Source organism: Knoellia altitudinis (assembly GCF_042666355.1).
Lineage (GTDB): Bacteria > Actinomycetota > Actinomycetes > Actinomycetales > Dermatophilaceae > Knoellia > Knoellia altitudinis.
Window position 1 is genome coordinate 2,390,290 of sequence record NZ_JBHTDK010000001.1, and the last position, 19,936, is coordinate 2,410,225.

A 19,936-nucleotide genomic window follows, 5' to 3' on the forward strand; every position below is an offset into this window, starting at 1 on the left:
TTGTGTCCGCAGACCGGTCAGGAGGTGGGCGGGGTCCCGGGGGTGGACCAGCCGGCGAGGCGGCCGCCGCGGCTCACCGCATACAGACGCTTCTCGACACTCGCGCGCACTGCGGCGGGCGTGACGATGAGGAGCTGGTCGCCCCGGCGCAACGGCGTCGTCTCCTTGGGGACGAAGGAGACGCCCTCGCGGACAACCAGGGCGACGTTGGCGCCGGGCGGAAGTCGCAGCTCATAGATCTGGACCCCCGCGATGCGCGACGTCGGCCCGACCGTCACCTCCATGAGGTGCGCGCCGATGTCGTCGAACGCCGTCGTCTCGAGCGTGAGGTCGACGGAGTGGTGCGACCTGTCGAGCCCGAGCCGGTGCGCGACCCACGGCAGGGTCGGGGCCTGCACGAGCGTGAAGATGACGACGAGGACGAAGACGAGGTTGAAGATCCACTCCACGCCCTCGGTGCCCAGGGTCAGGGGGACCGTCGCCAGCACGACCGGCACGGCGCCGCGCAGGCCCGCCCACGAGAGGAACGCCTGCGACCGCCAGCCCAGGCCGAACGGTGTGCACGCCACGATCACCGACAGGGGTCGAGCGACCAGGAGGAGGACGAGTCCGAGCACGACGGCGGGAACCAGCACCGACGGGAAGCCCGCGGGGTCCGCGAGCAGCCCGAGCAGGACGAACAGCCCGATCTGGGCGAGCCACCCGAGTGCGGTCGAGAAGCCGAGGACGGACGCGCGGTGGGGCAGGCCCATGTTGCCGAGGACGAGGGACGCGAGGTAGCAGGCGATGAACCCGGACGCGTGGATGACGTCGGCGGCGGCATAGGCCAGCACCGAGATGGTGACGACCCCGATGGCGAAGAGCGCGGACGACCCACCGGCCACCTTGGCCATCAGCCGGCCACCGAGCCACCCCACCGCCAGGCCCACGGCCGAGCCGACGACGAGCTCGAGGACGACCGTGACGGCGAGGGGACCCCACGAGATGCCGCCGGTGGCGGCGGTCTGGGCGGCCAGCGCCGTGACGAGGATGACGACGGGGGCGTCGTTGAAGCCCGACTCGGCCTCGAGCATGCCGCTGATCCGGCGCGGGAGCGGCACCCTGCGCAGCACGGCGAAGACGGCTGCGGCATCGGTCGACGCGAGGATGGCGCCGACGAGGAGGGCGGCGTTCCACGGCATGTCCAGCACGAAGCGGGCGGCCACCGCGACGACGCCGATCGACACGACGACGCCGACGGTGGCCAGCGCCGCCGCGGGGGCGAGCGCACCCTTGATGGAGCCCCACTTCGTCGTGACACCACCCTCGGTGAGGATGAGGACGAGGGCGGCATAGCCGAGGACCTGGGTCAGCTCGGTGTCGGAGAAGTCGATGCCCAGCCCGCGGTTGCCCAGCGCGAGGCCGATCCCGAGATAGATGAGGAGCGAGGGCAGGCCGGACCGCGTCGAGAGGCGCACCGCGGCGATGGCCGTGATAAGGACCGCGGCGCCGATGAGCAGTGCCACCGAAAGTGCGTGCAGCTCACCGGACTCGGCCGCCACCAACGTGTCTCGCGCACCGCTGAGCGCGCGCGGCATGCCCAGGGTGTCGATCACGGCCCGTCCTTGCTCGTCGTCTCGCCTGACTGTCCTAGTCTCGCAGGGTGACTTCACACCGTGTTGCCCGACGGGTGGGCCTGGCCGTGGTCGGTGTCCTCGCCGTGGCCGCTCTCGTCCTCTCGATCGTCGGCGTCTCGCTCGTTCGTCGCTCCTTCCCCCAGACCGAGGGCGAGATCACCATCGCCGGGCTGAGCGGCAAGGTCGACGTCCTGCGTGACGAGCGCGGTGTCCCGCAGATCTACGGCGACAGCGTCACCGACATCGCCCGGGCCCAGGGTTTCGTCCACGCCCAGGACCGGTTCTTCGAGATGGACCTGCGTCGCCACGTCACGTCGGGGCGGCTCTCCGAGCTCGTCGGCGACGCCGGGCTCGAGACCGACAAGGTGATCCGCACCATGGGCTGGCGCCGCATCGCCGAGGCGGAGCTGCCGACGCTGGAGCCGTCGACCCGCACCTACCTCCAGGCCTACGCGGACGGGGTCAACGCCTACCTCCGGGGCCGGTCACCGTCGCAGACCTCACTCGAGTACGTCGTCCTCGGGACCCAGGTCTCGAACTATCGCATCGACGAGTGGACGCCCGCGGACTCCATCGCGTGGCTCAAGGCGATGGCGTGGGACCTGCGTGGCGACTACTCGGACGAGCTGGCCCGCGCCCGGCTCTCGACGCGCGTCAGCCCCGCCCAGATCGCCGAGATCTACCCGCCCTACGACCTCGACAACAAGCCGATCCTCTCGCCGCAGGACTGGAGCTCGAGCGGGGTCGCGGTCGGTCAGCCGTCTGCGATCCCGGGTGCGCTGTCCGCGCCTGTTCCGGCGTCGTCGGCCCCCGCTGACGAGCTCTCCAGCCCGTCGGCACAACGGGCGTATGCGGCAGTGGGACGTGCGCTCGCAGCCGTCCCGGCGCTCCTCGGTCGAGGTGACGGCATCGGCTCGAACTCGTGGGTGGTCGGGTCGCAGAAGTCCACGACCGGCAAGCCCTTGCTCGCCAACGACCCGCACCTCAGCCCGGGGCAGCCGGGCATCTGGTACCAGGTCGGCCTCCACTGCCGCCAGGTCTCGGAGCAGTGCCCGCTCGACGTCGCGGGCTTCTCCTTCTCCGGGGTCCCCGGCGTCGTCATCGGTCACAACGACAGGATCGCGTGGGGCTTCACCAACCTCGGCCCTGACGTCAGCGACTTCTACCTGGAGAGGCTCGACGGGGACCGGGTCCTGCGTGGGGAGGAGTGGGAGCCGCTCACGACCCGGCGAGAGGTCATCAAGGTCGCCGGAGCCGCCGACGTGACGATCACCGTCCGCTCCACGCGACACGGGCCACTCATGTCCGACGTCATCAGCAACCTCGACGACGCCGGCGAGCGCGCCCCGGTGCCGGCGACCGAGGGCACGGCGGCGTCAAGCCAGGACTTCGCCGTGTCGATGGCCTGGACGGGCCTGCGGCCGAGCAAGACGGCCGACGCGATCTTCGAGATGAACGTGGCCCAGGACTTCGGGGAGTTCCGGGAGGCGGCCAGGTCCTTCGCCGTCCCCGCCCAGAACCTGCTCTATGCCGACGTCGACGGCCACATCGGCTACCAGGCTCCGGGTCAGGTGCCGGTGAGGGTGTCCGCCTTCCCCGGCTCCCCTCCCGGCTACTGGCCAGCTCCGGGGTGGGACGAGGCCTACGACTGGAAGGCGGACGTGCCCTTCGAGTCCATGCCCTGGTCCTTCGATCCCGCCGAAGGCTTCCTCGTGGCGGCGAACCAGGCCGTCACCGCGAGCACGACGCCGTTCCTCACGATCCAGTGGGACCACGGCTACCGGTCACAACGCATCCGCGAGCTGCTCGAGACCGCGACCAAGGACGGTGGCAAGGTCTCGCCGCAGCAGATGGCCGGCATCCAGATGGACTCGCGCAACGACTTCGCCCCGATCCTGGTCAAGGCCCTGCTCTCGGTGCCACTGGGTGACGCCGACGACTCGGAGCAGGAGGTGGCCTTCACGCGTGAGGCCCAGGACCTGCTGAGGGACTGGGACCACACCGCTCCTGCGGACGACTCCCAGGCCGGCGCGGCAGCGGCCTACTACAACGCAGTCTGGGCCAACCTCCTCAAGCTGCTCTTCGACGACGAGGTGCCCGAGGACCTCAGGGCCAACGGCGGCAGCCGCTACATGGCGGCGGTCACGCGCATGCTCGGCAACCCCAGGAGCGCCTGGTGGGACAACCGCCAGACGGCAGGCATCACCGAGAGCCGTGACGAGATCCTCCGCCAGGCCCAGGTCGAGGCCCGGCTCGAGCTCACCAAGCGGCTCGGCAAGGACCCGGACGACTGGCGCTGGGGGGCCTTGCACACCCTCGAGCTCAAGCACCAGGCCCTCGGTGGCGACACGGTGCCCGGCATCGTGCGCGCGATCTTCAACCGCGGTGGCTTCAAGATGCCGGGAGGCTCCGCGATCGTCAACGCCAACGGTTGGGACGCGAGCCAGGGCTACGAGACCAACTGGGCCCCGTCGATGCGGATGGTCGTCGACCTCGGTGCCCTCGACCGGTCGACGTGGATCAACCAGACCGGCGCGAGCGGACACGCGTTCAACGGGCACTACGACGACCAGACGCAGGACTGGGTCGACGGGCGTCAGCACCCGTGGCCCTTCACGGAGGCGGCCGTGCGCGAGGCGACCGAGGCCGAGCTGGCCCTCGTGCCGGAGACCGACTGACCGAACGGCGCGTCGGGGGGCCTATCCGCCGGCCCGGAACCAGGTGACCCCGTCGACGGTGAGCATGCCGTCGACCGGCTCGTCGTGGGTGTCGAAGGGGAGTCGCGCGCTGTGCAGCTCCCCGGGGTGGAGGACGACGAACGCGTGCGTGTCAGGTGACCGGCGGGCGAGGGCGCGGTCATAGCTTCCACCACCCCGACCCAGCCGGGTCCCGACGAGGTCGACGGCAAGACCCGGCGTGAGGATCAGCCCGGCGGCCGAGATCGTGTCGGGGCCCAGCGGCATACGCCGCTCGTCGGGTGCATCGCACCAGTCGAGGTCGTTGTCCGGCAACGTGATCGGGACGATGACGCGTATGCCGCGTGCGGTGAGGGCGGTGACCGTCGCCGCAGTCGGTGGTTCGCTGGGCAGTGCCTCGTAGGCCGCGACGACGTCACCGGCGGCGAGGCCGAGCTCGTGCGCGAGCCGCACGACGTGGACCGACAGCACGAGGTCGTCGGCGTCACGGTCACGCGCCGCCGCGGTCTCTCGCCGAGCCGCGAGCAGGGTCGGGCGCAGGGCGGCCTTGTCGCGGCTCGTGCGGTCCTCGGTCACCGGACCAGTCTGGCCGCCCGCAGCCCCGCACGGGCACGAAGCGTTCGCCTAGGGTTGCGGCATGGGCGACGACGGGCTGCAGCGGGCGACCGAGCTGATGCGAGCACGCGGGGTGGATGAGCGGGCGACCATGGCGTTCACCCGGTTCTACACGATGCTTGAGGCGGACGCGACGGGACACATCGTCGAGGACTCGATCGAGCCGCTGGGCGAGGTGCAGGCGTTGGCCGACCTCGAGGTCACCGCCGCCGAGGCCCGCAAGGCGCTCGCCACCTCGGTGGTGCTCAAGCTCAACGGTGGACTCGGCACGTCGATGGGGATCAGCGGCGCCAAGTCCGCTCTGTCGGTGCGAGACGGGCTGACCTTCCTCGACATCATCGCGCGCCAGGTCCTCGCCATCCGCGAGGAGCACGACGTCGAGCTGCCGGTCGTCTTCATGAACTCGTTCCGGACGCAGGACGAGACCGTGCAGATCCTCGCCGCGCACGAGGGCCTGGAGGTCGAGGGGCTGCCGCTGACCTTCCTCCAGAGCGCCGAGCCCAAGCTGCGCGCCGACGACCTCACCCCGGTCTCGTGGCCGGACGACACCGAGCTCGAGTGGTGCCCGCCCGGACACGGCGACGTCTACATCGCGCTCCAGTCCAGCGGCCTGCTCGACACGTTGCGCGAGCGGGGGTTCCGCCACCTCTTCCTCTCCAACGCGGACAACCTGGGCGCCGTGTGCGATGCCCGGATCCCGGCCTGGATGGCGAGCGAGGACATCCCCTACGTGGCCGAGGTCTGTGCCCGCACCCGCAACGACCGCAAGGGCGGACACCTCGCCCACCGTCGCGAGGACGGTCGACTCATCCTGCGCGACTCCGCCCAGGTCGCTCCCGGCGAGGAGGCGTTCTTCGCCGACAACGAGCGGCACGAGTACTTCCACGTCAACAACCTCTGGATCGACCTCGACGTCCTCGCGACCCAGCTGGCCGAGCGGGCTGGCGTCCTCGAGCTGCCGATCATCGTCAACCGCAAGACCGTGGACCCGACCCGCAAGGACTCGACGCCGGTCATCCAGATCGAGTCGTCCATGGGCACCGCGATCGAGGTCTTCGAGGGGTCGCGTGCCCTCTTCGTGCCGCGCGACCGGTTCCGCCCGGTCAAGACGACCAACGAGCTGCTGCTGGTGCGGTCCGACCTCTATGAGCTCGACGCCGCGAGCCGGGTGGTCTCGCTCATCGACCACGACGAGCCCTTCATCGACTTGTCGGGCGAGTTCAAGCTCATCGACGACTTCGAGGCCCGCTTCGCGCAGGGGGTGCCGTCGATCCGCGAGGCCCGTTCCCTGGTGGTCGAGGGGGACGTGACCTTCGGTCGTGACGTGGTGTGCGTCGGCGACGTCACCGTGCGCGCCGACGAGCCGCGCACGATCCCGGACGGTGCCCGCCTCGAGGGCGACGTGTGAGAACGGTCGACGAGCACCGGGCGGCACTGCTCGCCCTCGTCGCCGCACTGCCACCGGTGACGGTGCCGTTGTCGGAGGCCTTGGGGCGCCTCCTGGCTGCCGATGTCGTTGCGGCAGTGGACCTTCCGGGCTTCGACAACAGCGCGATGGACGGGTATGCCGTCCGCTCGGCCGACGTCGCCGGCGCCAGCGCCGCTTCCCCCGTGGTGCTGGACGTCGACGGCGACATCGCGGCGGGCGACACCCGTCGACACGTGCTGCGACCTGGTGTGGCGATGCGGATCATGACGGGTGCTCCGTTGCCCGAGGGCGCCGACGCGATCGTGCCGGTCGAGGCGAGCGACGGGGGCGTGTCGCGGGTTGCGCTGACGTTGGCGGCCGAGGTCGGTCGCCATCTGCGCTCGCAGGGCGAGGACGTCCACGTCGGCGACGTGGTGCTGCGTGGCGGCACGCGTCTGGGGCCGGGTCAGGTCGCGCTGGCGGCGGCGTCCAACGTCGCCGTCGTCACGGTCGCCCCGCGTCCGCGGGTCACGATCCTGTCCACCGGCGACGAGCTGGTCCCGCCGGGCACCCCGCTCGAGCACGGACAGATCGTGGACTCCAACAGCGTGATGCTCGCTGCGCTGGTCAGCGCAGCCGGCGCCGAGGTCGTGGGCCGGAGCCCCCTCGACGACGACGCCGAGGCCATGGCATCCCTCCTGCGGGACGTGCCGGGGCAGCCCGACCTCGTCCTCACGACCGGCGGGGTGTCGATGGGCGCCTATGACACGGTCAAGGAGGTCCTCTCGGACACGGGCACTGTCGACTTCGTCAAGGTGGCCATGCGTCCCGGCATGCCGCAGGGCGCCGGGGTCGTCGGCGAGCAGCGCACGCCGATCATCACCCTGCCCGGCAACCCGGTGAGCTCGTTCGTGTCGTTCCACGTCTTCGTGCTGCCCGTGCTGCGAGCCCTGGCCGGTCTCGACCCCGAGGTGGCGACCACCGAAGCCATGGCCGCAGAGGGGTGGTCGTCGATCGGGGGCAAGGTCGAGTTCACCCGCGTGGTGCTGGGTGCTGACGGCGCCCGGCCGTCAGGCGGACAGGGGTCACACATGCTCGGGGCCCTGGCCGAAGCCACGCACCTGGCGGTCGTCGACGCCGAGACCACGCAGATCCGGCCCGGGGACACGGTCCAACTCGTCTCCCTGGTGGGGGAGAATCTGCCTCGTGGCCACCGATGACTCCAGCTCCACCCGACAAAGGCCCGCTTCACCCGATGTGCCGACTCGGGTCGAGGCCCCCTTTATCGGGTCACCCGATAATGCGGCGGGGGGCGAGGGTGGGGCGAGTGGGCTGACGCACGTCCGGGCCGACGGGACGGCGCACATGGTCGACGTGTCCGCCAAGGCAGTGACGGCTCGTGCGGCCAGCGCCCGGGGCCGGGTGCTCCTCGCACCTGCGGCGATCGTGGCCCTGCGTGACGGGACGGTCCCCAAGGGGGACGCACTCGCGGTGGCGCGGCTGGCCGGCATACAGGCCGTGAAGCGCACACCGGAGCTCATCCCGCTCGCGCACCCGGTGGCGGTCCATGCCGCGTCGGTCGACCTCGTCGTCGCCGACGACGGCGTCGACATCAGCGCCACCGTCCGCACCGCTGACCGCACCGGCATCGAGATGGAGGCCCTCACCGCCGTGAGTGTCGCTGCTCTCGCCCTCATCGACATGGTCAAGGCCGTCGACAAGCACGGCCGCATCACCGACGTCCGCGTCACCGCCAAGTCCGGCGGCAGGTCCGGCGACTGGGTCGAACAGTGACCGGCGGGGCCAGCCTCGCAGGGCGCCGCGCCGTCGTCGTCACGGCGTCGACCCGCGCGTCGCAGGGTGTCTACCCCGACAAGGGCGGCGCCCTCATCGTCGAGGCCCTGCGTGCCTGGGGCGCCGAGGTGCAGGACCCCACGGTGGTGGCCGACGCCGACATCGTCGAGGCCCTCGAGGCTGCGCTGGCGGCGGGGCCCGACCTGGTGCTGACGACCGGCGGCACGGGCATCAGCCCGACGGACGCGACCCCCGAGGCGACGGCCGGCCTGCTCGACCACGAGGTGCCGGGGATCGCGGAGGCCATCCGGGCCGCCGGCGTCGCTGCTGGTGTCCCCACCGCGATGCTCTCTCGTGGGCTGGCCGGCGTGGCCGGGTGCACCCTCGTCGTCAACCTCCCCGGCTCCACCGGAGGGGTGCGCGACGCCCTCGCCGTTCTCGAGCCCGTGCTCGGGCACGCGCTGAGCCAGCTCGCAGGGGGCGACCACTGATGCGGTGGAACCGCCCGCGACGCGGATGGTCGCTGCTGCTGGCCGGCACCACCACCCAGGGTGTGCCGATCCTCCTCCGGCCGCTCCGGTCCGAGGACGCCGACGAGTACTCGTCGGTGCGGGCCCGCAACCGCCAATGGCTGAGCCCCTGGGATGCGACCTCGCCGGTCCCGGCCACCTCGCCCCGGACGTTCGACGACCTCGTCGACCTCTACCAGGAGGATGCGCTCGCGGGCCGGATGATCCCGCTCGTCATCGAGGTCGACAGACGGCTCGTCGGCCAGGTCAACGTCAGCAACATCGTCATGGGGTCGTTCCGGTCCTGCACCGTCGGCTACTGGGTGGCGCAGTCGGTGGCCGGCAAGGGCATCATCCCGACTGCTCTGGCGCTCGTGGCCGACCACGCGATCAAGGACCTCGGGCTGCACCGCATCGAGGTCAACATCCGACCCGAGAACACCGCGAGCCTGGCCGTCGTCCACAAGCTCGGCTTCCGGGACGAAGGCCTGCGTCAGCGGATGCTCCACATCGACGGCGACTGGCGCGACCATCGCTCCTTCGCCCTGACGACAGAGGATCTCGACGGCGGGACGCTGATGGACCGGCTGACCCACACGTCACAGCAGTCACGTGCGCGACACACCGTTGAGCGTCCGACTGACTGACCTCTCGCACGCCTAACGTCGTGCTCGTGCAGCCGAGCAGCCTGATCTTCCTTGTCATCATTGGGGTCTGGGCTGCCTACTTCGTCCAGTACTGGGTCCGTCGTCGCGAGCACCTCGCCACGATCCGGTCGGTCGACGCCTTCTCCGAGACGATGCGCGTCCTCCAGCGGCGCGCGCCGCTGCCCTCGGTCGACCACGGTGGGCAGGCTCCCCGCACCTATGCCGTGAGCCCTGCCCGGGCCATGCGGCCCCAGGTCACGGTCAAGCGCGCCGAGGCCCACGTCGCCACCCCGGTCGAGCCTGCTCGCCTCGTGGAGCCGGTCGCAGCGCCGCGCCACACCATGCGCCCGGCCCGCGCAGCCCGAGGCCTGGTCGTGCTCATCAGTCTCGTCGGCACCATCGTCTTCGGTGTGCTCGCCGCGCTCGGCGTCCTGGTGGCCTGGTCGTTCGTCGTTCCCCTGGCCATGGCCGTCGGCGGCTTCTTCTGGCTGCGCGCCGGTGTCCAGTCCGAGCTCAAGGCCCAGCGCGCCGCTCGGGGCCGTGCCCGCCGGGCTGCGGTTCGCGCCGACACGTCCCAGCCCTCTCGTGTGACGACGCCTGTCCGTGTGGCCGCGCCGGCTGCGCCGTCCGGGTCAGCGCGTCCGGCTGCCCAGCGCTCGGCGCAGACCACGGCGATCGAGACCGTGGCGGCAGAGCAGACACAGATCGAGCAGGCTCAGGTCGCTGCGCCGTTCGACGTGGCCTCCGAGACTGTCGCCAGCGCCACCCCGGCGCAGGCGCCGGTGGAGCGTCAGCCGGTCGCCGAGACACAGCCGGTCGCTGGGCACGAGGTCGCCCTGCCCGAGATCGACGAGGACGACATCCCCCTCACCTGGGATCCGCGTCCGGTGCCGCGACCGACCTACACGATGAAGGCGAAGGCCGCCGAGCGTCCCGCGCCTGCAAGGGAAGCGGAGCCGGCAGCGCAAGCCGAGCACCCGGCATACGACGAGGTGCTGCAGCGCCGCACCGCCGGCGCCTGACACTTCCCCCAGCACACGACGAACGCCCCGCGAGGACCTTGCGGGGCGTTCGTCGTGCAGGGTCAGACCTCCTGCTCGGCCTCCGCCTGTTCCACGTCGTCCTCGAGGTCGTCGGGCACCTCTTCCTCGTCGAGGAGGTGGTGACCGACGGCATTGAGGACGGCTACGAGCGGGACCGCGATGAGGGCACCGAGCACGCCCGCGACGACGACACCGGCAGCGATCCCGAGGATGACGGCGAGCGGGTGGACGCGGACGGCGCGGCCGAGGAGGAACGGCTGGAGCACGTGCGACTCGAGCTGCTGCACCGCGACGACGCCACCGAGCATGATGAGCGCCTGGACCGGGCCGAGGGCCACGAGGGCGAGCAGCACCGGCACGGCACCCGAGATCGCGGCACCGATGACCGGGACGAAGGCGCCGAAGAACACGAGCACGGCGACGCCCGAGGCGAAGGGCACCCCGAGCAGGGCGGCCACGATGCCGATGCCGAGGGCGTCGACGGCCGCCACGAGGATCGTCGCGCGGGTGAACGCCGAGAGCTGGCTCCACGCGATGACGCCGGAGGAGTGGACGCGGTCACGGGTGGTGCGGGGGAAGAGGCGCACGACCCACGCCCAGATGCGCTCACCGTCGTAGAGGAAGAAGAAGAGGGCGAACAGTGCGATGAAGAACCCGGCGACGACGTGCGTCGCGGTGAGACCCGCCTGCGCCGCGGTCTCACCGAGGTTGCCGCCACCCGAGCTGAGCTGCTCACGTGCCTGGGCGATCCAGTCGTCGACCTGGGTGTCGGTGATGCCGAAGGTGGTCCGGAACCAGCTGCGGATCTCGGTGATGCCTTCGCCGACCTGGCTGCTGATGTCGCTGAACTGCGAGGTCAGCTGGGACCCGACGAAGCTCAGCGCCCCCACGATGACGGCGAGGGTGCCGAGGACGGTGAGCCCGGCCGCCGCACCGCGTGGGATGACCCGGCTGAGCACCCGCGTCACCGGCCGGAGGAGGGCGGTCAGGAGAAGTGCCACGATGATCGGCACCGTGACGGCGGAGAGGTAGGCGAGGATCCACAGCGCACCGAAGATGACGGCCGAGATGATGAGGAGTCGCCAGGACCATTCGCTCGCGGTGCGCACCCCCATGGGCACCTGCCAGGCGGCCGGCTGGTGCGCCGGATCCGGGTCGGCGGCGGGCTCGTGGTGGGTCAACGGGGAGGCAAGAGCCGGTGCCGACATCCCGAGTCGGGGCAGGTCAGCGGGGTCGGCGCGACCGACGCGGCTGGACGGCATACGGAGGCGCATGTCGTCGAGCGTATGCCGGGTCGTCCGGTTTCGTGACCGGCCTCGCCCGGTGTTATCGTGAGGCCGCTCAATGGGGCTGTGGCGCAGTTGGTAGCGCGTCTCGTTCGCAATGAGAAGGCCAGGGGTTCGAATCCCCTCAGCTCCACCAGAGTCAAGAGGGCCGGACACGACACTGTGTCCGGCCCTCTTGCGTGCCAGGTGGGGAGAGGTCGCGGAACGAGGCTTGCGGACCTTTGCCCCGCCGCTGTGTGGGGACTGAGCCTCATCGAGGTGGTGGGATGTCCATGGGTTGCGGATGACCCTCGGTCACCATCCTCTGGAGCAAGGACACCTCATGACGGACACGCAGAATCCCTTCGCGCTCGACGGCAGGGTGGCCGTGGTCACGGGTGGGACCCGCGGCCTCGGAGAGGGGTTCGCCAAGGCCCTCGGCGCCGCGGGTGCCTCGGTCATGTTGCTCGGTCGCGACCAGGACCGAGGGGCCACTGTGGCCGAGGCCCTGACCGGCGAAGGCGTCGACACGGCATACCTCCCCGTGGACGTCACCCACCCGGACGACGTCACCCGCGCCCTCGACGAGACTCTGGAACGGTTCGGGCGGTGCGACATCCTCGTCAACAACGCCGGTGCGTGTGTGCACGCCCCGGCCCTCGACGTCACGCCGGAGGACTGGCGCCAGGTGATGAACGTCAACCTCGATGCGGTGTGGACCTGCAGCCAGACCTTCGGCCGCCACTTCGTGCAGGAGCGGGCGGGGACGATCATCAACATCGGGTCGATGTCCGGCCTCATCGTCAACCGACCCCAGTGGCAGCCCGCCTACAACGCCTCCAAGGCCGCCGTGCACCACCTCACGCGCAGTCTGGCTGCTGAGTGGGGCGAGTTCGGGGTGCGGGTCAACGCGCTGGCACCTGGCTACATCAAGACGGACATGTCCCCGGTCGACGAGCCACGCTTCCGCCAGAACTGGATCGAGGACGCGCCGTTGCGCCGCTACGGCACGGTCGAGGAGCTGGCGCCGGCGGTGGTCTTCCTGGCCAGTGACGCGTCCTCGTTCATCACGGGTTCGGTGCTCGTCGCCGACGGGGGTTACACGGCCTTCTGACGTGGGACGGATCAGGCTGTGATGAGATTCGGGCGTGGCACAAGTCGGACAGCTGGATCGCTTCCAGCGCAAGCACCCCGTCGTGGGATTCCCCTTGGCCGTCATCTACAAGTTCGTCGACGACCAGGCCGGCTACCTCGTCGGGCTCATCGCCTACTACGCGTTCCTGTCCTTCTTCCCGCTGCTCATCCTCTTCACGACGGCGCTGAGCTTCGTCCTCGTGAACTACCCCGACCTGCAGGCGCGGGTCCTCAACTCGGCACTCTCGGAGATCCCGGTCATCGGGGAGCAGCTCGGGCAGCCGCAGACCCTGCGCGGAAGCATTGCCGGGATCATCGTGAGCATCGTGGTCGCGCTCTATGGCGGGCTCGGCGTCGGACAGGCCTTCCAGTACGCGATGAACACCGTGTGGGGAGTCCCGCGCAACTCCCGACCCAACCCGTTCCGGGCACGGGGCCGCAGCTTCCTGCTCCTGCTCACGATCCTGCTCTTCGTCGTCCTGACGACCGCGATCTCCGTCGTCAGTGCTCGAGCCAGTGACAGCTTCCCGGTGATGACCAGGCCCGTCGTCACAGTGCTGACCTTCGTCGGCACGGCGATGGTCTTCGCCCTCGGGATGCGTCGTGCCGTGGCACTGGACCTCTCGTTGCGACAGGTCGCCGTCGGGGCAATAGGTGCCGCCGCGACATGGCAGGTGCTGCAGTACTTCGGCGTCGGTCTCGTCGAGTCGGCGGCGAGCTCGCAGTCCGCGACCAACGGGGTGTTCGGCATCGTCATCGGCCTCTTCGCGTTCTTCCACCTGGCCGCGTTCGGCACCGTGCTCTTCGCCGAGGCCGACGTGGTGCGCGAACGCCACCTCTACCCGAGGGCCCTGCTCACCCAGTTCACCGACAACGTGGACCTCACCGACGGTGATCGGCGGGCCTACGCGCAGCAGGCCCGCATCGGCCGGTTCAAGGCCTACCAGCAGATCGACGTCGATTTCGAGAGGCCGATCGAACCCGTCGAGTCCGGCGAGCCGCCCTCGCCGACGGCTCCACCGCGCTGACCGCCTGCCGAGTCAGGCGCTCACCGTCGCGTGTTCCACGGTCGACGTCGTCACCGCGCGCTCGCACAACCCGAGGAAGGCTCCGAGAGCGACGAGCTCGGCGGGCGTGCGCGGCGCGAAGTCCGTGAGCACGGTCGAACGGACGAGGTATGCCGCGTGCTGTGCTCGAGAGACGGCGACGTTGAGCCGGTGCCGGTCGAGGAGGAAGCCGATGCCGCGGGGGACGTCGGCGTGGGCGGAGGCCGCCATCGAGACGATGGCCACCGGCGCCTCCCGCCCCTGGAACTTGTCGACCGTACCGGCGGCGACGTCCTCGAAGCCCGCGGCGTCCAGCGCCGCCCGCAGCGTGCCGACCTGGGCGTTGTAGGGCGTGATGACGAGGATGTCGTCCTGCGCCAACGGTCGCGACGGAGCGCCGGGGGAGAGCTGCCAGGCGAGACCGACGTGCTCGCGCACGAGCTGCACGACGACGTCGGCCTCCTCGGGGGACCACTGGGCGCGGTCGCGGTGGTCCACGAGCCGCACGTGCAGGCCGGGCTCGACACCGTCGAGCAGGCGCTTGGCCGTGCGGTCCTCGTGGGAGCGCAGGCGACCTTCGTAGGCGAGTCGGGACACCGGCTCGGTGAGGGCCGGGTGCATGCGCCAGGTCGTCTCGAGGAAGTAGCCGTGCGAGGAGGGGAGGACCCGCTCGTCCTCTCGCTCGGCGCGGATGACCCAGCCGAGCGCGGAGTCGTCGACCGGCTCCGGGTGGGTGCCCTGGGACACCTGCGGGAGCTGCTGCGGGTCACCCACGAGGAGCAGGCGGTCGGCCGACTCCGCCACCGCCAAGGTCTTGGCCAGGGAGAACTGACCGGCCTCGTCGATGACGAGCAGGTCGAGCTGTCCGGGCTGCACCCGCGAGGGGTTGGTGAGGTCCCAGGCCGTCCCACCGATGACATAGCCGCGGCCGAGCGCCTCCTGCTCCGCCGTGAACGTCGAGAGCTCGTCGGCCTTGGCGAGGTGCGTCCACGGTGGGTCGCTGACGTCCTTGCTGGCCTTGGCGACCTGGGCCTTGTCGACCCCAGCCGCGACGACGGACGAGAGGACGTTCTGGATCGCCGAGTGCGACTGTGCGCTCACCCCGACCTTCCAGCCGTGGTCGCGCACGAGGGTGGCGATGACCTGTGAGGCGACATAGGTCTTGCCCGTCCCGGGCGGGCCCTGCACCGACAGGGCCGAGCGGTCGAGGTCGAGCAGCGCCTCGGTGATCGCCCGCACGTGGCGGTCGTCGCTGGACCCGAGCGCGGGCAGCGAGCCCCCGGACCGCAGCCGGGGTGGACGGCGCAGCAGCACGTCGACCCCCGCGCAGGTCGGGAGTTCCGGCAACGAGGACTGGACGCGTCGAGCGAGGCGCTCCAGTGCCGCGTCGATGTGCAGGGTGCGCACGATGCCGCTCGGCACCAGCGCGACGAGGTGGTCGTCGTGCTCGATGCCGTCCTTGGGCATCAGCTCCTCGACCATGAGCACCTGGTGGACCCGGCCGTTGGGGGCGATGACGTCCTCCGAGTCGAGCACCTTGACCGAGGCCGAGGACTTGGCGTTGATGTGCCCCGGCAGCAGCTCGACGCCGGCCGGCGGGGGAGAGGAGTAGATGGCGGCGACCTCGGAGCCGGGACCGAGCAGGACCCCACCCATGGGCTCGCCCTCGAGTCGCAGGACGCGACGGGGGCGCTGCCGGGAGGTGGCCCGGTGCCAGGTCTGCGCAACGGAGCAGCCCTCGATGACGAACACCCCCGGGTCCGACATCCACTCGCTCACCGGCAGGCGCAGCCGGTCGAAGTGCTTCCACCAGAACGGCTTGTCCTCACGGGCATGGAACAGCAGCGTCGCCGCCACCATCGCGATCGTCTGCTGCGTCGGTGTGCGGTCCTGCGGCTTGACCCCGTCGATGGTGGACCGCAGCAGGGTCTCGAGCTCGAGCAGGGCGAGCCGGGAGTCGCTCGGCACCTGCGCCGAGACGTCCCCGCCGGCCGGCGTACCGTCACCGACGCCGAGGTCGGCTGTCGTGCTGCCCCGTCCGTCCACAGCGACAGCCGCCTCGACCTGACGGGCCAGCAGCCAGTCGCGCAAGAGCAACGTCGAGACGCAGTCCTCCTCGTTGTAGTTCGCGATGTCCTGGATCTCGCGCCCGGCCGTGGCATGGTCGTCGATCTCGCGGGCGAGGACGAAGCGGTGGTAGGCGACGATCGAGTCGTCGCCCTTGGCGACGGCCGCGGTCCGGTCACCCATGTAGAGGGGCTCGAGCTTCTTGATGGAGTAGGACCGCTGAGAGACGCGAATACCGGCTCGCACCACGGCATACAGGTCGACGAAGACACCCTCGCGCAGGAACTGGTCGATGTCGTCCTCGCACACCCCGTGGCGGGCGGCGAGCCGCAGCAGCGCCGTCTTCTCGTAGGGCGCGTAGTGGTAGACGTGCAGGCCTGGCCACTGGCGACGGCGCTCATGGAGGTAGTCGACGAAGTCGAGAAGCGCCTGCTTCTCCTGCACGCGGTCGTGCGCCCAGAACGTCCGGAACCGCGGCTTCTCGCCCTTCCCGACGTCGATCCCATCCACTTCGACGAGACCGAACAGGTACTCCAGTCCCCAGTCGTGGGAACCCCGCTCGCTCCACAGTGGGTCCCCCTCGAAGTCGAAGAAGATGTCACCGTCGCTCGGGGCCGGCAGAGCGCGCAGTGCGGTCGGCGACGTCACCTCGGCCACCACCCGCCCGTCCGGGTCGGCCTCCTGGACGAGCTGCAGCCGCGCCTGCTCGCGCAACCGCTCCAGCGTCGACTCGCGCACGTCGGCCACCGGCTCGGTGCGTGTGGCCAGCTCCTCGATCGTCGAGACCCCTGCCTCGAGCAGCCGCCGACGCTGCGGCAGGCGCACGCCGGCCACGAGCAGCACGTCGCGAGCGACCTCCGCCTCCGCTTCGCAGACCTCACACCGACCGCACGCCAACCAGCGAGCATCGCCCCACTCACCCGCCCCGGGCTCGGCGGTGTGCTCGGCGAGCACAGCCTCCAGACGAGCTCGCCGGGCGGCATACACAGGAAGGATGTCGTCGAGCAGGTGGTCGGTCGCCACTCCACTGCCCAGGACCAACCGGGCCACCGGAGCAGTCGGCACGCCCGCGGACCGCAGCTGGGCGGCATACGCCGCGATCTGCAGCAGTGCCGGGACGCTCGCGCTGCGCGCGAGCTTGGTGTCGCAGACGAGCCACCCGTCGTCGGTGCGCTCGAGGAAGTCGGCGTGGCCGACCAGTCCGCCGTCGAAGAAGGTCGCCTGGAACACGACGTCGGTGTCGACGCCCGACAGCGTCGCAAGGGTCGTCTCGTGTGCCGCCGTGAGCGACAACAGGTCATAGTCGGGACGCGGGAACTGCTTCACGCGACCCGGGTGCGCGGCCGACAACCGCAGGAGCTCCTGGCGCTCGTGGGCGTCGCCGAGCTCCTTGAGCCGCTCCAGCATGAGCTCCTCGGTCTGCGGCGCCCTCGGCGTGCGGCCCAGCGTGACGTCGAGCTCGCGCACCAGGGCGAACTCGCACTGGGAGGCGAGGCGCAGGTCGCTCGGGCTGAGGATCAGTCGCCCGTCGTCACGGAGGAGGAACATGTTTCACACCCTACGGACGGCCCCCGACAGGACCGCTCCGGAACGCCTCAGATCCAGCTGGGGAACCACATGAGGCGCAACCACTGCGAGTACGGGATGACCTGCCCCGAGTAGATCGGGTAGAACCACGCGAACAGGGCGATCGTCACGAGCAGGTAGCCGCCCACGACGACCGCACCAAGCCGCCGCCGCTCCGGCGACGCACCTGCGCCGCCGAGCACGAGCCCGAGGCAGAACACCACCCCCAGCACCACCCACGGCTCGAACGCCACCGTGTAGAACGCGTAGATCGTGCGGTGCTGGTACATGAACCACGGCGCATACCCCGCGAGCATCCCCGCCAGCACCGCTCCAGCGCGCCAGTCCCGCCGCACGGCCCAGTGGAAGGCGCACACGAGCAGGGCCACGATCCCGACCCACCACAGCGACACCGTGCCGATCGTGTGCACCGCCTGTGAGCACGTGTCGGCGACGCACGAGCCCTCGCCACGCTTCGTGCCCTCGTAGAAGAACGACGTCGGGCGCGCCTGGATCATCCAGCCCCACGGGTTGGACGAGTAGGAGTGCGGAGTCGAGAGCGTGGTGTTGAAGTCCCACATGTCCTGGTGGTACTTCACCCAGTTGCGCAGCACCGCCGGCAGCCACTGGATGCCCTCGCCCGGATGGAACGTGTGCCACTGCCGGTGGTAGCCGTTGCTCGACGCGAACCAGCCCGCCCACGAGGCGACATAGACGACGGCGGAGGTCACGACGAGCTGCACCGCGGCATACGGCCCGTCCTTCAGGAGCCCCTCACGGATCCACGGCCGCACGCCCACCGCGCGCCGCGCGCCCATGTCCCAGAGCACCGTCATCAGCCCGAAGACCGCGAGGAAGAACAGCCCCGACCACTTCGTCGAGACGCACAGCCCCAGCGAGAGCCCCGCGACCCAACGCCACGGCCGGAGTCCCAGCCACGGTCCGTGCTCGAGGGGTATGCCGGCCGGCTGGCTGCCGATGATGCCTGCCAGTCGCTCGCGGCTCGTGTCCCGGTCGACCACGAGCGCCGCGAAGCCGGCCAGCGCGAAGAACGACACGACCATGTCCAGGATGCCTGTGCGTGACATCGTGAAGTGGGTGCCCTCGACGGCGAGCAGCAGCGCCGCGATGCAGCCGAGCAGCGTCGAGCCGAACAGGCGGCGGGCGACCCGCCCCACGATGAGGATGGACAGCGTGCCGAGCACGGCGACGGCGAAGCGCCACCCGAACGAGCTCCCCGGACCGAAGAGCCACTCGCCGAAGCCGATGAGCCACTTGCCCACCGGCGGGTGGACGACCATGTCGCCCTGGTCGCTGAAGACGTTGACGTCGCCGGCGTTCCAGAGCTTGTCGGCGTCCTCGTTCTTGCCCGCGACGCGCAGCTCGACGCCGTGCTCGATGAGCGACCAGCCCTGCTTGACGTAGTAGGTCTCGTCGAAGACCAGCGAGTCCGGTCGGCCGAGGTGCCAGAACCGGAGGAACCCCCCGATCGCGGCGATGAGCAGCGGCCCGACCCACCCCCAGACGCGATCGGTCGGACGGGTCCCGAGCAGCCGTTCGCGCAGCTCCTCGGTCCGGGTCACCGGGCCATCGTAGGCAACGCTGCCTGTGAGCAAGCCGTGGGAGGATCGCGCCATGGAGCAGACTCGCGAAGGTGTGCTCGTGCTGGCGGCCACCCCCATCGGTGATGCCCGCGACGCGGCCCCACGGTTGGCGGACGAGCTGGCCACCGCCGACGTCATCGCGGCCGAGGACACGCGCCGACTGCGACGGCTCTGCCAGGCGCTCGACGTGAACCCTTCGGGCAAGGTCGTCAGCTATCACGAGCACAACGAGGCCGCCCGCACCGCGGACCTCGTCGAGAGACTTCGCGAGGGCGCTCGCGTCCTCGTCGTCACCGACGCGGGTATGCCGTCCGTCTCGGACCCGGGGTACCGCCTGGTCTCCGCTGCGGTCGGCATCGACGTGCGCGTGACCTGCGTGCCGGGGCCGTCGGCCGTGCTCATGGCGCTCGCGGTGTCAGGGCTGCCGGTGGACCGGTTCTGCTTCGAGGGGTTCCTGCCGCGCAAGGGTGGCGAGCGCCTGCGCGTGTTGAAGTCCCTGGCCGACGAGAAGCGGACGATGGTGTTCTTCGAGGCCCCGCACCGGATCGCGAAGTCGCTGGCGGCGATGGAGGAGGCGTTCGGCGGGGATCGTCGGGCTGCGGTGTGCCGCGAGCTGACCAAGACCTATGAGGAGGTGCGGCGCGGGTCGTTGGTCGAGCTGGTGGCCTGGGCCGACGACGGGGCGCGAGGCGAGATCACGGTCGTCGTGGCGGGCGCGGCTGCTGTCGCGGGTGACGTCGAGAGCAACCTGACGTCGATCCTCGACCGGGTCGCCGCGGGGGAGCGGCTCAAGGACGTGTGCGCCGACGTCGCCTCGGCCACGGGCCTGTCGAGGTCGGCCCTCTACAACGCCGCGCTCGCCGCCCAGAAGCCCTGATCCAGACAAGTCCCGAACATGCGCGCGGTTTCAGACACGCGTCGCCGCC

At 70.7% G+C, this 19,936-nt stretch carries 15 protein-coding genes and 1 tRNA gene; 11 read left to right on the top strand and 5 right to left on the bottom strand.

Going from position 1 to position 19,936, the window contains the following annotated elements; all coding sequences use genetic code 11:
* Positions 1-17 precede the first annotated feature (17 nt).
* A complete protein-coding gene (locus ACFQW8_RS11380; RefSeq protein ID WP_380087416.1) occupies positions 18-1,595 on the bottom strand; it encodes a potassium/proton antiporter in 1,578 nt (525 codons plus the stop codon).
* Between the two features lie 47 nt (positions 1,596-1,642).
* Between ACFQW8_RS11380 and ACFQW8_RS11385 the strand changes: the two genes are divergently transcribed.
* Positions 1,643-4,294 (top strand): penicillin acylase family protein, encoded by a 2,652-nt coding sequence (locus ACFQW8_RS11385; RefSeq protein ID WP_380087419.1) that lies wholly within the window; start codon positions 1,643-1,645, stop codon positions 4,292-4,294.
* A gap of 21 nt (positions 4,295-4,315) precedes the next feature.
* Here ACFQW8_RS11385 and ACFQW8_RS11390 read toward each other — a convergent pair whose 3' ends face one another.
* Positions 4,316-4,888, bottom strand: a complete 573-nt coding sequence (locus ACFQW8_RS11390) for a 5-formyltetrahydrofolate cyclo-ligase (RefSeq protein ID WP_380087421.1) — start codon at positions 4,886-4,888, stop codon at positions 4,316-4,318.
* Between the two features lie 61 nt (positions 4,889-4,949).
* On the opposite strand from ACFQW8_RS11390, the gene ACFQW8_RS11395 reads away from it, so the two are divergent.
* From ACFQW8_RS11395 to ACFQW8_RS11420, 6 genes are all read left to right on the top strand, one after another.
* Positions 4,950-6,335: a UTP--glucose-1-phosphate uridylyltransferase gene (locus tag ACFQW8_RS11395; RefSeq protein WP_380087423.1), complete on the top strand. Its 1,386-nt coding sequence runs from the start codon at positions 4,950-4,952 to the stop codon at positions 6,333-6,335.
* Positions 6,332-7,555, top strand: coding sequence for a molybdopterin molybdotransferase MoeA (locus tag ACFQW8_RS11400; RefSeq protein WP_380087425.1), 1,224 nt, complete (start codon positions 6,332-6,334; stop codon positions 7,553-7,555). Before ACFQW8_RS11395 ends, ACFQW8_RS11400 begins: the two co-directional genes overlap by 4 nt.
* 145 nt (positions 7,556-7,700) lie before the next feature.
* On the top strand, positions 7,701-8,129 hold the full coding sequence (moaC, locus tag ACFQW8_RS11405; protein ID WP_380087426.1) for a cyclic pyranopterin monophosphate synthase MoaC: 429 nt from the start codon (positions 7,701-7,703) through the stop codon (positions 8,127-8,129).
* Positions 8,126-8,620, top strand: a complete 495-nt coding sequence (locus ACFQW8_RS11410) for a MogA/MoaB family molybdenum cofactor biosynthesis protein (protein ID WP_380087428.1) — start codon at positions 8,126-8,128, stop codon at positions 8,618-8,620. Before moaC ends, ACFQW8_RS11410 begins: the two co-directional genes overlap by 4 nt.
* Positions 8,620-9,285 carry a GNAT family N-acetyltransferase gene (locus ACFQW8_RS11415; RefSeq protein WP_380087429.1) on the top strand — a complete coding sequence of 222 codons (666 nt, stop codon included), beginning with the start codon at positions 8,620-8,622 and terminating at the stop codon, positions 9,283-9,285. The genes ACFQW8_RS11410 and ACFQW8_RS11415 overlap by 1 nt, the downstream gene beginning before the upstream one ends.
* Positions 9,286-9,311: 26 nt before the next feature.
* The gene (locus ACFQW8_RS11420) at positions 9,312-10,307 is read left to right on the top strand and encodes a hypothetical protein (protein ID WP_380087431.1); all 996 of its coding nucleotides are present in this window, start codon (positions 9,312-9,314) and stop codon (positions 10,305-10,307) included.
* 62 nt (positions 10,308-10,369) lie between these two features.
* Here ACFQW8_RS11420 and ACFQW8_RS11425 read toward each other — a convergent pair whose 3' ends face one another.
* A complete protein-coding gene (locus ACFQW8_RS11425) occupies positions 10,370-11,602 on the bottom strand; it encodes an AI-2E family transporter (protein WP_380087433.1) in 1,233 nt (410 codons plus the stop codon).
* Positions 11,603-11,674: 72 nt separating this feature from the next.
* Between ACFQW8_RS11425 and ACFQW8_RS11430 the strand changes: the two genes are divergently transcribed.
* The 3 genes from ACFQW8_RS11430 to ACFQW8_RS11440 all read left to right on the top strand — a co-directional run bounded on the left by ACFQW8_RS11430 (position 11,675) and on the right by ACFQW8_RS11440 (position 13,755).
* A tRNA-Ala gene (locus tag ACFQW8_RS11430) sits at positions 11,675-11,750 on the top strand.
* Between the two features lie 186 nt (positions 11,751-11,936).
* The gene (locus tag ACFQW8_RS11435) at positions 11,937-12,707 is read left to right on the top strand and encodes an SDR family NAD(P)-dependent oxidoreductase (protein ID WP_380087435.1); all 771 of its coding nucleotides are present in this window, start codon (positions 11,937-11,939) and stop codon (positions 12,705-12,707) included.
* 34 nt (positions 12,708-12,741) lie between these two features.
* A complete protein-coding gene (locus ACFQW8_RS11440) occupies positions 12,742-13,755 on the top strand; it encodes a YihY/virulence factor BrkB family protein (RefSeq protein ID WP_380087438.1) in 1,014 nt (337 codons plus the stop codon).
* Between the two features lie 12 nt (positions 13,756-13,767).
* Here the strand turns inward: ACFQW8_RS11440 and ACFQW8_RS11445 are convergent, their stop codons facing one another.
* Together ACFQW8_RS11445 and ACFQW8_RS11450 are read right to left on the bottom strand one after the other, a co-directional pair.
* A complete protein-coding gene (locus ACFQW8_RS11445) occupies positions 13,768-17,388 on the bottom strand; it encodes a TM0106 family RecB-like putative nuclease (RefSeq protein WP_380087440.1) in 3,621 nt (1,206 codons plus the stop codon).
* Between the two features lie 47 nt (positions 17,389-17,435).
* Complete coding sequence (locus ACFQW8_RS11450; RefSeq protein ID WP_380087442.1) at positions 17,436-18,989, bottom strand: dolichyl-phosphate-mannose--protein mannosyltransferase; 1,554 nt, start codon at positions 18,987-18,989, stop codon at positions 17,436-17,438.
* Positions 18,990-19,041: 52 nt separating this feature from the next.
* Here ACFQW8_RS11450 and rsmI point away from each other — a divergent pair, with 52 nt between their 5' ends.
* Positions 19,042-19,887: a 16S rRNA (cytidine(1402)-2'-O)-methyltransferase gene (gene rsmI, locus ACFQW8_RS11455; RefSeq protein ID WP_380087443.1), complete on the top strand. Its 846-nt coding sequence runs from the start codon at positions 19,042-19,044 to the stop codon at positions 19,885-19,887.
* Positions 19,888-19,936: the final 49 nt, after the last annotated feature.

Bases quoted from the DNA above. Each gene is read 5' to 3' on its own strand.
- ACFQW8_RS11395 (WP_380087423.1), top strand. From the start codon at position 4,950: ATGGGCGACGACGGGCTGCAGCGGGCGACCGAGCTGATGCGAGCACGC.
- moaC (WP_380087426.1), top strand. From the start codon at position 7,701: ATGGTCGACGTGTCCGCCAAGGCAGTGACGGCTCGTGCGGCCAGCGCC.
- ACFQW8_RS11415 (WP_380087429.1), top strand. From the start codon at position 8,620: ATGCGGTGGAACCGCCCGCGACGCGGATGGTCGCTGCTGCTGGCCGGC.
- ACFQW8_RS11425 (WP_380087433.1), bottom strand. From the start codon at position 11,602: ATGCGCCTCCGTATGCCGTCCAGCCGCGTCGGTCGCGCCGACCCCGCT.
- ACFQW8_RS11435 (WP_380087435.1), top strand. From the start codon at position 11,937: ATGACGGACACGCAGAATCCCTTCGCGCTCGACGGCAGGGTGGCCGTG.
- ACFQW8_RS11445 (WP_380087440.1), bottom strand. From the start codon at position 17,388: ATGTTCCTCCTCCGTGACGACGGGCGACTGATCCTCAGCCCGAGCGAC.
- rsmI (WP_380087443.1), top strand. From the start codon at position 19,042: ATGGAGCAGACTCGCGAAGGTGTGCTCGTGCTGGCGGCCACCCCCATC.